We start from the raw sequence: 14,163 nt of genomic DNA, 5'->3' as shown, positions 1-14,163 counted from the left end.
ACATGGTAGGAGAAGAAATAGTTAGTGGACCTTTCCTGGACGCAGACGGAATGAAAGCACTCGGTGCAGCACTCGCAATCACAGTAACTGGGCTTGCATCTGCATGGGCTGAAAAAGAAATCGGTACCGCAGCAATCGGCGCTATGGCAGAAAACGAAGGGTTATTCGGTAAGGGTCTTATCCTTACTGTCATTCCTGAAACCATCGTTATCTTCGGTCTTGTCGTTGCATTGCTTATTAATTCTGCTTAAATTTAAGAGCGTATCCCGCTCTTAAATTTCTTAGAGCATTACTCGAGCCCCCCGGGTGTGTTTTTCCCTTACCAGGTGGAGTTGGAGTGTTTATATGCTCTAAGTTTCCCCTTAGGTATCGTTGCACTCTAAGCAGCTTAGAGTTTTGCTCTAAGCTTTAGAGCACTTTTTTGCTCTAAATTTATTTGGAGGTGTAAGCATGGGACTAGAGATCGTTATAAAAGACATCCAAGAGGGTGCGAGAGCTGAGGTTTCCCGTATAAAAGCCGAAGGCGATGCAAAGGCCTCCGAGATCACAAATGAGGCTAAAGAAGTACAGAAGAAGATGCTCGGGGACAGCCTTGCCAAGGTGGAAGAGGACCTCCAAAAGCTGCACCAGCAGGTTATATCAAGTGCAAACCTAGAAGTAAAAAGAATTACGCTGAACAAGCGTAAGGAGCTTCTAGATAAGGTTTATAGCCAGACAGTTGAGTCCATCAAGTCAATGCCAGCGTCCAAAGAAGAAAAATTACTGAAGCATATTATTGACAAATATGAAGCTAGCGGTAGTAAGATTTATTCTTCTAAGGCTTCAGAAGAGACTGTCAAGAAATTATCTTCTTTAACTTATGCTGGTAATATTGACTGTATCGGCGGCGTTGTTCTGGAAAACGAAGACGGGTCAGTCAGGTTAGATTACACATATGATTCAATCCTGAAAAACGTGTATGAGCGTTCATTGAAACAGATATCTGACATATTATACGGGTGATGTTCGATGCGGCTTTTGGAGAGACTCTGGGGGAAAAAACCCTCACGAAAATCCGATAAGAAGAAAAAAGGCACTTCTAACTATGCTTATGCCGTAACCCGTGTCCGTGCGATGAAGAGTAAGCTGCTTCCAAAAGAAACATACCCGCGGCTTCTCAATATGGGGATTGATGAAATTACCCGCTTTATCCAAGAGTCTGAGTACAAAAACGACATTGATGAACTGGCAATGAAATACAGCGGCGGCGATCTGGCCGAACATGCATTAAACAGGAATCTTGCGCTCACCTATGACAAGTTGCTCAGGATCACCTCAGGAGAATTGAATTACCTGATCACTGCATATCTTATGAGGTATGATGTCTGGAACGTAAAAACACTTCTCCGCGGTAAAATTTACAATGCATCCGTTGAGGACATCCTGGAGTCTCTGATATCTGCCGGAGAGTTTACCTATACCTTCCTGTCAGAACTTGCAGCCAAGGCCACATATCAGGAAATCATTGATGCCCTGAAAGATACCGATTATTATCCCCTACTGCAGGAATTTGACGGAAATAATCTGGCATATATTGAAAACGAGCTTGACAAGATGTACTATTCAAGCCTGTTTGCCGCAATCGGAAGACCAAGATCCAAGGACCGTAAGCTCTTTGCTAGGTTCGTCAAACTCGAAGTCGATGTCAAGAACCTGGGTACCCTCTTCAGGCTGAAAAAAGCAGGAGTTGAAAAGTCTGATGAAATCATGCCTCTTATGATTGAAGGTGGCCTGGAGCTGAAAACCGAGAAACTGGCATCTCTTCCTTATGAACAGTTCATCGAGGATCTTCGGAAAACCGACTACTGGGATGCAATTTCAGCTGTCGCGGATCCGGAAACGACTTCTCTGACTATCGTTGAAAGCAGGCTCATAAGGTACTATCTTGAATCTGCAACCACTTATTCGCATGTATCTCCGATCTCAATTGTACCTATCATGGACTTTATTATCCATAAAAATAATGAGGTCGACAACCTCCGGATTATTTTCAGAGGTAAAGAGGCCGGCCTCGATGATACACTAATTAAAGACCAGTTGGTGGTTATCTAATGGAATTGGCAGTGATCGGAAAGAGCGAATTTGTCACGGGGTTCAGGCTGGCGGGGATTAGAAAAGTCTATGAAGTAATCGATACCCCGACCGCTGAGTCCGCGGTAAAATCGGTGCTTGAAGACAAAAGTATCGGGATTCTTGTAATGCATAATGATGACATTAGTAATCTGCCGGAAATATTAAGTAAAAACTTGAACGAGTCTGTCCAGCCCACAGTGGTAGCCCTCGGAGGATCTGGAGAAGGCTCAACGAGTTTAAGAGATAAAATAAAACAAGCGGTAGGTGTTGATCTGTGGAAGTAAAAGGTGAAATTTATCGTGTGGCTGGGCCTGTCGTCACCGCTATCGGCTTGGATGCAAAGATGTATGACCTTTGCAAAGTCGGTAACGAAGGGCTGATGGGTGAAGTCATCCAGATAGTAGGTGACAAGACCATCATCCAGGTTTACGAAGAAACAGGAGGCGTCAGACCAGGTGAACCCTGTATGACTACAGGTATGTCTCTGGCCGTAGAGCTCGGTCCAGGTCTTCTCTCCAGTATTTATGATGGGGTTCAGAGGCCACTGCATGTCCTGCTAGAAAAAACAGGTGGTTTCATTGGCAGAGGTGTCACTGCAGACGGGCTTGACCACGAAAGAATATGGGAATTCAAGCCAGTTGTCAAGAAAGGCGACTCTGTAAAGGGTGGAGATGTAATAGGAGTTGTTCAGGAAACCGTGAACATTGAGCACAAGATCATGGTGCCCCCTGACTCTCCAGCAAGTACGGTTGCTGAGATCAAGAGCGGTAACTTTACAATATTAGATACTATCTGTACCCTCACTGACGGAACCGAACTGCAAATGATGCACAGATGGCCAGTCAGAAAACCAAGGCCAGTCAAGAGAAAACTCACTCCTGAAAAGCCTCTGGTCACAGGGCAGAGAATCCTGGACGGACTTTTCCCTGTCGCAAAGGGAGGCACTGCTGCAATTCCAGGACCTTTCGGATCTGGCAAAACCGTTACCCAGCAGCAACTTTCAAAGTGGAGTGATACCGAGATTGTGGTCTACATCGGCTGTGGTGAACGTGGAAACGAGATGGCAGATGTTCTGTGGGAGTTCCCGGAACTTGAAGACCCGCAGACCGGAAGGCCTCTCATGGAGCGTACCATTCTTGTCGCTAACACTTCAAACATGCCTGTGGCTGCAAGAGAAGCATCTGTGTACACAGGAATGACACTTGCGGAGTACTACCGTGACATGGGATATGATGTATCCCTGATGGCAGATTCCACCTCAAGGTGGGCAGAAGCCATGAGAGAAATCTCCTCCCGTCTTGAAGAAATGCCTGGTGAAGAAGGTTACCCGGCATACCTGTCTGCAAGGCTGGCAGAATTCTACGAGCGTGCCGGTGTTGCCGAGACTCTCTGTGGTGAGAAAGGCTCAATCACTGCCATTGGTGCAGTGTCCCCACCCGGTGGTGACTTCTCCGAGCCTGTTACTCAGAACACTCTGCGTATCGTGAAGGTGTTCTGGGCTCTGGATGCAAAGTTATCCCAGAGGCGTCACTTCCCTGCAATCAACTGGCTGAACAGCTACAGCCTGTATAAGGAAGACCTCAATGACTGGTTTACCGAAAACGTGGCTCCCGACTATGTTGCTATGAGAGAAAAGGCAATGGATATGCTGCAGACGGAATCCGAACTGCAGGAAATCGTGCAGCTTGTCGGTTCTGATGCTCTGCCGGAAGAACAGCAGCTCCTGCTTGAAATTACCCGTATGATAAGGGAAATCTACTTGCAGCAGAACGCATTCCACCCGATAGACACCTACAGTCCGTTCGCAAAGCAGTACAAGATCATGCAGGCTATCATGAAATGGGGAGACGCTGCAATGGACGCCCTGAAATCAGGTATACCGGCATCGGAAATTGTCAAGATGGAATCAAAGGACGATCTTCCAAAAGTCAAGTTCGAAGAAGACTTCGAAGGTTCTTTGAATACTGTCCTTGGAAAAATGGACAAGGAGTTTGCAGCCCTGGGAGGTAGGTAACAATGGTAAAAGAGTATAAGACAATCACTCAGATTGCAGGGCCTCTTATCTTTGTCGAGAAAACAGAGCCTGTAGGTTACAATGAAATTGTTAACATTAAAATGTCTGATGGGACAATGCGTAGGGGTCAGGTGCTTGACTCTTCCGCTGACATTGTGGTTGTTCAGGTTTTCGAAGGTACCGGTGGGCTTGACAAGGAATGCGGTGTGATTTTCACAGGGGAAACCCTGAAGCTTCCCGCATCTATCGACCTTCTCGGCAGGATTCTATCCGGTTCCGGAGACCCAAGGGACGGCGGACCTAGGATTGTTCCCGACCAGTTGCTGGACATCAACGGGGCCGCAATGAACCCGTACGCCAGGCTGCCTCCAAAAGACTTTATCCAGACAGGCATCTCCACAATCGACGGGACAAACACGCTGGTTCGTGGGCAGAAACTGCCTATCTTCTCAGCATCAGGTCTCCCACACAATGAAATTGCCCTGCAGATCGCAAGGCAGGCTTCTGTGCCAGGGTCCGAATCTGCTTTCGCTGTGGTTTTCGCAGCAATGGGTATCACCAATGAAGAAGCCCAGTATTTCATGAGCGACTTTGAAAAGACAGGCGCTCTCGAAAGAGCAGTTGTGTTCCTGAACCTTGCAGACGACCCTGCTGTCGAACGTATAGTCACTCCGCGTATGGCTCTCACAGCAGCCGAGTACCTGGCATACGAGCACGGAATGCATGTTCTCGTCATCCTGACTGACATTACAAACTATGCAGAAGCTCTCCGTCAGATGGGTGCCGCCCGTAACGAAGTTCCTGGTCGCCGTGGTTACCCCGGTTACATGTACACTGACCTTGCAACTCTCTACGAGCGTGCAGGTATTGTCAAAGGTGCCAAGGGATCCGTTACTCAAATTCCTATCCTCTCAATGCCCGGTGACGACATAACCCACCCGATTCCTGACCTTTCAGGGTATATTACCGAAGGCCAGATCGTGGTTGCCAGAGAACTGCACAGGAAGGGTATTTACCCGCCAATTAATGTGCTGCCATCCCTGTCAAGGCTGATGAACTCCGGTATCGGACCAGGCAAGACAAGGGAAGACCACAAGGCGGTTTCTGACCAGATGTACGCAGGTTATGCAGAAGGGCGTGACCTGAGAGGTCTCGTGGCAATCGTCGGTAAGGAAGCGCTGTCCGAAAGAGACACCAAGTTCCTTGAGTTTGCCGACCTCTTCGAGGACAAATTTGTCCGTCAGGGCAGAAACGAGAACAGGACAATAGCGGATACCCTGGAGATAGGATGGCAGATCCTTACTCACCTTCCTGAGAACCAGTTGGGTAGGATTGACAACAAATATATCGAAAAATATCACCCGGCACACAGAAAGGCTAAGTGATTGCCATGGCTCAGCAGGATGTAAAACCAACTCGGTCAGAGTTAATCCAGCTCAAGAAAAAGATCAAGCTGTCTGAAAGCGGGCACAAGCTCCTGAAGATGAAAAGAGACGGTCTGATCCTTGAGTTCTTCAAAATCCTTAACGAAGCAAGGAACGTCAGAACCGAGCTGGATGCTGCCTTCGCAAAAAGTACGGAAAAAATTAACCTGGCCTGTGCTGTGAATGGAATGGTTGAGGTCAAATCAACTGCCTTTACAGCTAAGGAATTCCCTGAAATTCAACTTTCAGGGCATAACATCATGGGTGTAGTGGTGCCAAAGATCAGTTCTACTGGAGTCCGCAAACCCCTCTACGAGAGGGGTTACGGTATTATCGGTACAAACTCGTACATTGATGAGACTGCCGATGCTTACGAGGACCTTGTAGAAAAGATCATTGTTGCCGCGGAGCTGGAAACAACAATGAAAAGGCTCCTTGATGAAATCGAGAAGACCAAAAGGCGTGTTAACGCTCTTGAATTCAAGGTCATTCCCGAACTCAATGAAACCATGAAATTCATCCGTTTCGCCCTTGAAGAAATGGAAAGGGAAAACACCTTCAGGCTAAAGAGAGTCAAGGCAAGAATGAAAGATTAAGCTTGATTTGAATGGCAGCTTGCGACGATCGATCGAATCTGATTGAAAGAGCAGTACTTAAGTTAGGTGAACCCGAAAACCAGGCCCGCCTGCTGCAGGCAGCTTGGCGGATCTCCCTTTTAATGATGATCATCGGGTTCATTATTATCTTAAAAACGATCTTTCCAAATTTTACAATTACCTGAACTCAGGATAATTCTTTTTTTATAAGCCTGTTACCAGAAAGTTATTTTAACGACAAATATCAATCCTAATTTCCTTATGCAAAACGAAGCCAGACTTCTTCATGTGACAGGCACGGTGCAGGGTGTCGGCTTTCGCCCTTTCATCTATCGGCTTGCAAAATCCCACGGGCTTTCAGGTTACGTGAAAAACCTTGGAAACCACGTAGAGATCCTTATCGAGGGCAAAAGGGCAAACCTTGAAAGTTTCCTTAACAACCTGCCTGAAAAGAAACCTCCGCTTGCGAGAATAAAAAAAATCAAAATAAATATCGTCTCTTTTTCCGGTTTACCGGAGTTCATTATTATCCAGAGTGAAGAGGGGACATTTGAAAACTCCATAATTCCTCCAGACACGGCTATTTGTGAAGAATGCAGGAGGGAAATTTTTGACTCCTCTTCCAGATACTATCATTATCCTTTTACAGTCTGTACAAACTGCGGCCCACGTTACACAACAGTCCGCACCCTCCCCTATGACCGGGAAAATACTACAATGGCAGATTTTCCCCTCTGCGAGGACTGCGAAGTGGAATATACCAACCCTTTCAACCGGAGGTACCATGCCCAGCCTTTTTGCTGCCCGGAATGCGGACCCGAAATCTGGCTTTCGGATGCTCAGGGAAAAGTCTTCGAAAAGAATTATGAAGCAATTGTAAAAGCTTCCGACCTTCTCGAGCAGGGTTCGATTCTCTCGATCAAGGGCTTCGGAGGTTTTCATATTGCCTGTAATGCCCGAAAGGAAGACCCCGTAAAAGAGCTTCGAAGAAGGCTCGGGCGCCCGGAGCAGCCTTTTGCGGTCATGGCAAAAAACACAGCAGTTGTAGAGTCCTTTGCAGAGCCGAGAGATGGAGACCGGAGATGCCTCACCTCTTCCCGCCGCCCCATAACCGTGCTTCCCAAATCAAAGGCCTTCAAACTGGCAGAATCGGTTTCTCCGAACCTGCACAATATAGGAGTCATGCTTCCCTATACAGGCACCCAGAACCTTCTATTCGATCTTGTGCCGGATTCTGTATATGTTATGACCTCGGCAAACCTTCCGGGAAGGCCTATGGTTATTGAAAATGAAGAAGCGCTTGAAAAACTTAAAGGGATTGCGGACTTTCACCTGTTACATAACAGGGTTATCGCAAACAGGAATGATGATACAGTTATCCGGGTTGTTAACGGACAGAAGGCTTTTATCCGGCGTTCCCGAGGATTTGTGCCTGAACCCATAGGACTGCCCTTTGAAGTTGAAGCAGTGGCAGGGATCGGGGCTGAAATGAACTCGACAATAACCCTGGCGAAAGGAAACCTGGCTTACATCTCCCAGTATCTCGGAAATACCAGCCATATTGAAACCTTCAGGTACCACGCTGAGGTTTTCCAGCATCTGGTCCAGCTTACAGGAATAGAACCCCTCAAATGGGGCTGCGACCTGCACCCTTCTTTTAATACAACCCGTTTTGCAATAAGCAGGGGCGAAGAAAAAGCCCTTCGGATCCAGCACCACTACGCCCACATCCTTGCCCTGATGGCGGACAATTCCCTGCCTGAAGACTCCAGGGTTCTGGGAATTGCCCTTGACGGGGTCGGTTACGGGGAGGACGGCACGGTCTGGGGAGGAGAAATTCTTGGAACCTCATATTTCGGATACAAGCGCCTGGGACACCTGCTTCCCCAGTCCATGCCTGGAGGAGACCTTGCAGTAAAAATTCCTGGCAGAATGGTTCTTGGGATGCTTTCCGGGAAGCTTGGAGAAGCAGAACTGGAAAAGCTGCCTCTTTACTTCCCCAGGGGCAGGCAGGAGTTTTCTGCAGTTGCGCAGCAGCTCCGGCGAAAAATAAACGTTACCGTGAGCAGCAGCGCAGGAAGAGTGCTGGATGCGGCGGCAGCCCTTCTGGGAATTTGCCAGGTAAGGACCTATGAAGGTGAGCCTGCAATGAAGCTTGAATCTGCAGCAAAGAAAAGCCTTCAAAAGCCTGACCTTCCTCTGGTTTTCAAAAAGGAAGGAAAAGCCGGAACCCCGGTACTTGATACTACTGAACTCCTGCTGGGAGTTTACGAATATTCCGGCGGAAAATATTCCCCTGAGGATCTTGCGTTTGCCGTGGAAGAAAACCTTGCAAAAGGAATAGCGGAAATTACCATCACCCTTGCCGCGAAAAAAGGTTTTGAGAAGGTCGGATTGAGTGGGGGGGTTGCCTACAACGACCATATAACCTCCTGTATTGCAGGAACTGTAAAGGAAGCAGGCTTTGAATTTCTCACTCACCGCCGTGTCCCGTGCGGAGACGGCTGTATTTCCTTCGGGCAGGCTATAGCAGCCGGGCTCGCAACTGGTTCAGAAGGAACTCTATGATGTAGGAAGCCGTTAATTCAACAGATAAAAGATTTACTGTCACCGTTTCTGCTGGTTCTGCCTCCTGCTCGCTCATCCGACATACTGAAATTTGATCCGAAATACTGAAATACAAAATTAAATAAATGATTCATGCTTACTATAGGAGTGGGAGCATAAATGGGGTTAGGTAGTATACGTATTAGAGTGGTAACCAGCAGGGATGAAATCCTTAGCCTGGAACATGAAGAAAAGGCAGTACATCTTGCTTTCAGGCCCTCGGATAGGGACCTCTTCAGTCTGGTCAAGACCTGCCCTGGAATTGAAATACTTCAGCTTCCGGCCTCATCCTATGAAGGGCTTTCAAAATTTATTAAGATGTTTTTAGGCTCTTCAGGAATTCACCTGGTAAAGGGTGATGTCAGCGGGCACTGGCATGACCTGAATAATTATTTTGTAATACCTTCCTATGTGCTCGAGAAAATAAAAGAGCTGGAGGTTCAGGGCAGAACCGAAGAAGAAATAATTGAGGAGATAACAAGTCTCAGAAAAATCAGCCCTGATATGGTCCTTCACCTGCTTCACAGTTCTTTTCTTACCACATGCCCCGAAAGGCCCGGAATAAACAATATAAACCGGTTTTAACCAAATGAGTTTAAGTAATCCAGGGGATTACAGGCGTTTCCACCATTTCTTTGAGGATTTCTGTTCTTCTATCTGTCTTAATCCTTCAGCTTCAAGTTTCTGCTGCTTCCTGTACTTCCGATTTTCTTCATTGAGCCGGGAAACTTCTTCTTCTTTGCTTACAAGTGTGCATCTGATCTGTTTTATTAGTTCATCTTTTTCCCGGAGCTGCTCCACCAGTTTTTCTTCTCCTTTATATCCAGAGAGTTGTTTTTCAAGCTTTCTGGCTTTTTCTTCACTTGCGGCAAGCCTGGACTCTACTGTGTTTATCTTTCTCTCTTTTGCAGTGAGCTTCTCTTCCAATCCCTTTACTTTCCCACTCTTTGCAATAACCTCTTCGGCAAGGGTCTTAAGGTCCTGATCCTTTACCCGGATGCTTTCTTCAAGTTTTTTCATAGCTCTTTCTTTTGCCGGGAATTTTTCATTAAGCATCTTTATTTCTTCAATTTTTACTTTGAGAGCCTTACCAAGGTCATTCCTCTCATTTTCGAATCCAATCAGCTCGGTCTTAAGTTTTCCGATCTCCTCATCCCTAACGGCAAGTTCTTCGAGAAATACCTGAAGCTTTGAGTCTTTTTCCTGAACTCCGACCTCAAAAACGCTTATAACTTCTTCTTTCTCTTTCAAGCTGGATTTAAGCTCTTCAATGATGCCGCTATTTTGGGTAATCAGGGCTTCGAGCTTTTTTATAGCTTCATCTTTCAGAACAAGCTGGTTTTCCAGATCCTTTACAGCTTCATTTTTCTGAATAAGCTGGTTCTCCAGATCCTTTACAGCTCCATCTTTTGTAATAAGGAGACCCTCGAGAGTTCTTATTTTTTCGTTTTTTTCAACGATCTCCCTCCCAAATTCCCCAAGTTTACCTTCCTTTTCGGAGATTAGCTTTTCAAGCTCATTGAGTTTGACTTCTTTTCCGGCGAGCTTTTCTTCAAGGTCTTTAATATTTTCTTCCGAGTCTGAGAAAGATTTTTGAAGGGCAACTATTTTTCCGGCTCTTGTTTCAAGTTCTTCCCGAAGACCGCTGATTTCCCTGTCACTGCCTGCAACCCGGCCCTCAAACTCTTTTATTTTCTGCAGGCTTTCTGCAAGTTTGATTTCCAGGCTTTTTAATTCCGCATCCCTGTTTGCAAGCTGGGAATTTAAAGAATCTATTTCGGCTTTTTCTTCTCTTTTTTCCACTTTTGGAGCAATAGGAACTGCTTTTTCAGATTCTGAAACCTGCTCTTTTTGTTCCGGGAGCAGGCAAAGCTGTCCTCTTGTATTTTCACAAATTTCAGCCCAGGCGAGAATTGATGCTATCGGCGTTATCCTCTTAAATACGCTGTCTCCGGGCTTGCAGCCGTAGATCTTACTGGCAATATAACCTTCCAGGGTATTCAGATCAAGGTTAGGGTCCCCCAGCCTGGAGTTTGTTGCATTTCCTTTTTTAACCTTCCCTCCGTTTTCCTGCAGAAAATTAACGGCTTCTGAAAATATTTTCCAGGGGAGGAAGGGCTGATTTTTCAGATTATCAACGTAGATTCCGTCTTCTTCTGCCCTGGATTCGAAAAACTGCTTCCCGCTCATGAGGGGAATCTTTGCTGGATTTCCTTTTTTATCAAACTGATTTTTTATTCTTGCAACAACAGGGTCTTCCATGCATGGGCCTCAAACAGTCTTAGTTTCTGGAATATAATAAGGATAACATTTAATAAAAGTTATGTTATGGCCCAAAAATTTATGGAGCAGATAGGGACAGAAAGCAAACGTAAAAGAACTTTGGGTTGAGAGAAAACCTACACTCTCGGAAGCTCAGGAACATAAAGGTTCCCGAATTGAGGAACTCTACTTAATTGCCGGATTTATTCAGGAATCGAGCAGCAAACCTATCCGTTATCTCTTTTCGCACCGCACGGAAGTTAATACATTCCTTAACTTCAGAAACGGTATTCCAATTAAGAGAAATCTAAAAGCCTGCACAAACCTGCATATCTGCCCGTCAAAAAAGAAGTTATTACCGAATTTTGTGAGTAGGGAAAACGGCACAAAACAGCAGGAAGCGACTGAATTTCAGATATCTACAGAATAATTATATATATGTTGTGGCTATAAAGGAAAGCATTTGAGAGATACAAGCCTAAAAAGCCTGAAATTCAGATTCATAGCCGGATCCGGAATTCAATTTCAGGCAGGAAAATCAACGCCATGCCGGAAATCAACGCCGTTGATATTATAAACGGGGCTACGAAATAATCAAAATCTGAAGGTTTTATGAAGAGATGTTTCAGGAATTAACATGTTTATTTTTCAGAGCCTTCTGTTTTTTAAAAGATTGTTTATTATAGTAATTGAATATAATTTTTAATATACGCTGCTATTTTTAATATGGAGCATATTTTCATTAAAGTTATGAGTTTTTCCGATGACGGTTAGTATATCTATTTTTGAAACCTATATCTAATTGCTTTCTGTTAGAAGAAGGAAAAGATCCGGACCTTTACCCTGTACCTCTTCAGATGCAATATGGTGTATCAATAAGTGGAGTATTGATGAGCAGTTGTGGATTATTATGAGCAAATCGAACCAGAGGTATCAAAATGGATGATCTACCGGAAGAAGTCCAGGAAATAATCGAAGAACTGGATGAAGCAGCAGAAGATGAAGATGAGGATGCAATTAAAGAGCTGACCCAAAAGCTTCTGGCCACCGGAGCTGATGTGGAAGCAATTACCCTCAAAAAACTTGCACTCCTGGTAATGGACGGAGAGGAGGAAATGACCCAGGGCTGGACACAGGTGGCAATCCAGATCGGAATGGACCCCTTCAAAACCCTTATAGAAGGGCTCGCAGCAGGTATGAGCCTTATCGGGAAAAAATACGAAGAAGGAGAAGCCTTTGTTCCCCAGCTCCTGATAGCTTCGGCTGCAATGTACGGCGGAATGGACCTTCTCGCCCCCTACATGAAACAGGATGAAAACAGCGCTTCAAAAGCTATAACAGTTGTCATTGGGACGGTTGAAGGCGATGTCCATGATATTGGGAAGAGCCTTGTAAAAACCCTGCTCAGCGCAAATGGTTTCAATTGTGTGGACCTTGGAAATGATGTCCCGGCCCCCAGGTTCATCGAAGCTGCAAAAGAGAATAAAGCAACCGCAGTTTCCATGAGCACCCTTATGACCACAACCATGGCCGAAATGCCGAAGGTTGTCAAAATGCTTGAAAATGAAGGCATCAGGGACAAATTACTGGTAATGGTTGGTGGAGCTCCTATCACAGCCGAGTATGCATCCCAGATAGGGGCAGATGTTTCTCCCCACGATGCAGCCAGTGCGGCAAGCTGGCTGAAAGGAGCGGTTTTTGACTTTCCATCCGAAAGCGTGAGATGGAGTTAAACTTTACAGGTGCTTTTGCGAACAGATCTGACTAAAAAGCATAAAGAGAGTAAAAAAGGAGGAAAAAACATGGTATCTGAGATGACCTCAAAAGAAAGGGTCTTTGCAATGCTCAACAGAAAGCCGGTTGACAGAGTCCCGGTGATCACAGGCTCTGCTATGGTCAAGGAATATATAGAGAAGAGCGGGAGTTCCTGGCCCGATTACCATAGCAATGCAGAGATGATGGTCAATACTGTGAGCCTTATGCATACCGACGCCGGGCTTGATAATATTGTAATGCCTTTTGGAATGTTCATAGAATCCATGGCTCTTGGCCTTGAAGTGAAGATGGGAAGAATTGATATTCAGCCTTCGGTAAGGAGCTTTTTCAACAAGCCCGAGGAGGTAAAATATGACAATTTCCTTGAAGACAAATATGTACAAACTACACTTGACGCCATAAAACTCGCAAAGGAAAAATACCCCGACGCAGCAGTTACTGCGTTTCTCGTAGCTCCCATAACCCTTGCAGGAGATCTCATGGGTGCTGAGAACCTGTCCATGCTCAGCATCAAGTGCCTCCAGAAGGAAAAGCAAATGCAAAAAATGAAGGACTGGATTTCGATAGCCCTGGAAATTAACAAAATCTATGCCAAGGCCTGTGTCGAAGCCGGGGCTGATATCCTGTACTATTCGGATGCATCCGCATCTCCCAATCTGGTAATGCCTGAGTTCTACTACCAGATAGCTGTTCCTGCTGAAAAAGAAATAGGGGACTTCGTGCACCATCTAGGATGCCCCTGGGAACTTCACATCTGCGGAGATACCGTCCCGATCATTGAAGGAATGGCATCCACAGGCGCGGACTGCCTCAGTGTAGAACAGGCTGTGAATATGGACGAAGCAACCAAGATCGCCGGAAACGTGCCTATTGTCGGGAATGTGACCCCCCTCCTGATGGTCGAAGGCACGGAAGAGCAGATTATCGAAGAAACAAGAAAAGGGCTTGACGGCGGAGCAAAAGCCAGCATGCTCGGATGCGGAACCCCTCCCCTGAGCAGCTCGGACAAGCTCAAAACCTGGGTAAAAGCTGCAGCTGACTGGTCTGCAGACAATCTTTGATCAGATAAGATTTGATCAGATAAGCTTCGGTCAGATAAGCTTCGGTCAGATAAGCTTCGGTCAGATAAGCTTCGGTCAGATAAGCTTCGGTCAGATAAGCTTCGGTCAGATAAGCTTCGATCAGATAAGCTTCGGTCAGATAAGCTTCGGTCAGATAAGCTTCGGTCAGATAAGCTTCGATCAAAAACCCCTGGTCAAAAAACCTTGCTCGGGAAAATGCATCAAAAAATACGAATTGCTGTTTGAAGAAAAAAACTGTTCCGGGAGGAGACCACCTCAGTAAGAATGGGATATCGGCATCTTTCATTCAA

General features: G+C 45.9%; 13 protein-coding genes. 11 read left to right on the top strand and 2 right to left on the bottom strand.

Annotated elements, in window-relative coordinates; translation table 11 throughout:
* Positions 1 to 2 precede the first annotated feature (2 nt).
* From MSSIT_RS18570 to MSSIT_RS18525, 9 genes are all read left to right on the top strand, one after another.
* Positions 3 to 251: an ATP synthase gene (locus MSSIT_RS18570; protein WP_048173950.1), complete on the top strand. Its 249-nt coding sequence runs from the start codon at positions 3 to 5 to the stop codon at positions 249 to 251.
* 199 nt (positions 252 to 450) lie between these two features.
* On the top strand, positions 451 to 1,002 hold the full coding sequence (locus tag MSSIT_RS18565; RefSeq protein WP_048173949.1) for a V-type ATP synthase subunit E: 552 nt from the start codon (positions 451 to 453) through the stop codon (positions 1,000 to 1,002).
* A gap of 6 nt (positions 1,003 to 1,008) precedes the next feature.
* Positions 1,009 to 2,091, top strand: coding sequence for a V-type ATP synthase subunit C (locus tag MSSIT_RS18560; protein ID WP_048173948.1), 1,083 nt, complete (start codon positions 1,009 to 1,011; stop codon positions 2,089 to 2,091).
* A complete protein-coding gene (locus MSSIT_RS18555) occupies positions 2,091 to 2,396 on the top strand; it encodes a V-type ATP synthase subunit F (RefSeq protein ID WP_048173947.1) in 306 nt (101 codons plus the stop codon). The genes MSSIT_RS18560 and MSSIT_RS18555 overlap by 1 nt, the downstream gene beginning before the upstream one ends.
* Entirely contained in the window at positions 2,387 to 4,126 is a 1,740-nt protein-coding gene (locus tag MSSIT_RS18550; protein ID WP_048173946.1) for an ATP synthase subunit A, read from the top strand. Before MSSIT_RS18555 ends, MSSIT_RS18550 begins: the two co-directional genes overlap by 10 nt.
* A gap of 2 nt (positions 4,127 to 4,128) precedes the next feature.
* Entirely contained in the window at positions 4,129 to 5,511 is a 1,383-nt protein-coding gene (locus MSSIT_RS18545; RefSeq protein ID WP_048173945.1) for an ATP synthase subunit B, read from the top strand.
* Between the two features lie 5 nt (positions 5,512 to 5,516).
* Complete coding sequence (locus MSSIT_RS18540; protein ID WP_197080299.1) at positions 5,517 to 6,146, top strand: V-type ATP synthase subunit D; 630 nt, start codon at positions 5,517 to 5,519, stop codon at positions 6,144 to 6,146.
* Between the two features lie 261 nt (positions 6,147 to 6,407).
* Positions 6,408 to 8,714, top strand: a complete 2,307-nt coding sequence (gene hypF / locus MSSIT_RS18530; protein WP_048173942.1) for a carbamoyltransferase HypF — start codon at positions 6,408 to 6,410, stop codon at positions 8,712 to 8,714.
* A 159-nt stretch (positions 8,715 to 8,873) separates the two neighbouring features.
* Positions 8,874 to 9,338: a DUF1699 family protein gene (locus MSSIT_RS18525; protein WP_052721722.1), complete on the top strand. Its 465-nt coding sequence runs from the start codon at positions 8,874 to 8,876 to the stop codon at positions 9,336 to 9,338.
* Between the two features lie 27 nt (positions 9,339 to 9,365).
* On the opposite strand, the gene MSSIT_RS18520 is transcribed toward MSSIT_RS18525, so the two are convergent.
* Positions 9,366 to 11,015: a coiled-coil domain-containing protein gene (locus MSSIT_RS18520; protein WP_048173941.1), complete on the bottom strand. Its 1,650-nt coding sequence runs from the start codon at positions 11,013 to 11,015 to the stop codon at positions 9,366 to 9,368.
* A gap of 938 nt (positions 11,016 to 11,953) precedes the next feature.
* Between MSSIT_RS18520 and MSSIT_RS18515 the strand changes: the two genes are divergently transcribed.
* A complete protein-coding gene (locus tag MSSIT_RS18515; RefSeq protein ID WP_052721721.1) occupies positions 11,954 to 12,748 on the top strand; it encodes a corrinoid protein in 795 nt (264 codons plus the stop codon).
* A 69-nt stretch (positions 12,749 to 12,817) separates the two neighbouring features.
* The gene (locus MSSIT_RS18510; protein WP_148705978.1) at positions 12,818 to 13,852 is read left to right on the top strand and encodes a uroporphyrinogen decarboxylase family protein; all 1,035 of its coding nucleotides are present in this window, start codon (positions 12,818 to 12,820) and stop codon (positions 13,850 to 13,852) included.
* Here the strand turns inward: MSSIT_RS18510 and MSSIT_RS18505 are convergent.
* Positions 13,803 to 14,159, bottom strand: coding sequence for a pentapeptide repeat-containing protein (locus tag MSSIT_RS18505; RefSeq protein ID WP_048173939.1), 357 nt, complete (start codon positions 14,157 to 14,159; stop codon positions 13,803 to 13,805). The genes MSSIT_RS18510 and MSSIT_RS18505 overlap by 50 nt on opposite strands.
* Positions 14,160 to 14,163 lie beyond the last annotated feature (4 nt).

Source organism: Methanosarcina siciliae T4/M (assembly GCF_000970085.1).
Taxonomy (GTDB): domain Archaea; phylum Halobacteriota; class Methanosarcinia; order Methanosarcinales; family Methanosarcinaceae; genus Methanosarcina; species Methanosarcina siciliae.
The sequence above is the reverse complement of the archived record's forward strand: the minus strand, read 5'-3'. Positions and strand labels throughout refer to the sequence as shown.

What these genes read in the sequence shown, in the direction of transcription:
- MSSIT_RS18565 (WP_048173949.1), top strand. Translation starts at nt 451, where the DNA reads ATGGGACTAGAGATCGTTATAAAAGACATCCAAGAGGGTGCGAGAGCT.
- MSSIT_RS18515 (WP_052721721.1), top strand. Translation starts at nt 11,954, where the DNA reads ATGGATGATCTACCGGAAGAAGTCCAGGAAATAATCGAAGAACTGGAT.
- hypF (WP_048173942.1), top strand. Translation starts at nt 6,408, where the DNA reads ATGCAAAACGAAGCCAGACTTCTTCATGTGACAGGCACGGTGCAGGGT.
- MSSIT_RS18570 (WP_048173950.1), top strand. Translation starts at nt 3, where the DNA reads ATGGTAGGAGAAGAAATAGTTAGTGGACCTTTCCTGGACGCAGACGGA.
- MSSIT_RS18560 (WP_048173948.1), top strand. Translation starts at nt 1,009, where the DNA reads ATGCGGCTTTTGGAGAGACTCTGGGGGAAAAAACCCTCACGAAAATCC.
- MSSIT_RS18520 (WP_048173941.1), bottom strand. Translation starts at nt 11,015, where the DNA reads ATGGAAGACCCTGTTGTTGCAAGAATAAAAAATCAGTTTGATAAAAAA.
- MSSIT_RS18525 (WP_052721722.1), top strand. Translation starts at nt 8,874, where the DNA reads ATGGGGTTAGGTAGTATACGTATTAGAGTGGTAACCAGCAGGGATGAA.
- MSSIT_RS18555 (WP_048173947.1), top strand. Translation starts at nt 2,091, where the DNA reads ATGGAATTGGCAGTGATCGGAAAGAGCGAATTTGTCACGGGGTTCAGG.
- MSSIT_RS18540 (WP_197080299.1), top strand. Translation starts at nt 5,517, where the DNA reads ATGGCTCAGCAGGATGTAAAACCAACTCGGTCAGAGTTAATCCAGCTC.
- MSSIT_RS18545 (WP_048173945.1), top strand. Translation starts at nt 4,129, where the DNA reads ATGGTAAAAGAGTATAAGACAATCACTCAGATTGCAGGGCCTCTTATC.
- MSSIT_RS18505 (WP_048173939.1), bottom strand. Translation starts at nt 14,159, where the DNA reads ATGAAAGATGCCGATATCCCATTCTTACTGAGGTGGTCTCCTCCCGGA.
- MSSIT_RS18510 (WP_148705978.1), top strand. Translation starts at nt 12,818, where the DNA reads ATGGTATCTGAGATGACCTCAAAAGAAAGGGTCTTTGCAATGCTCAAC.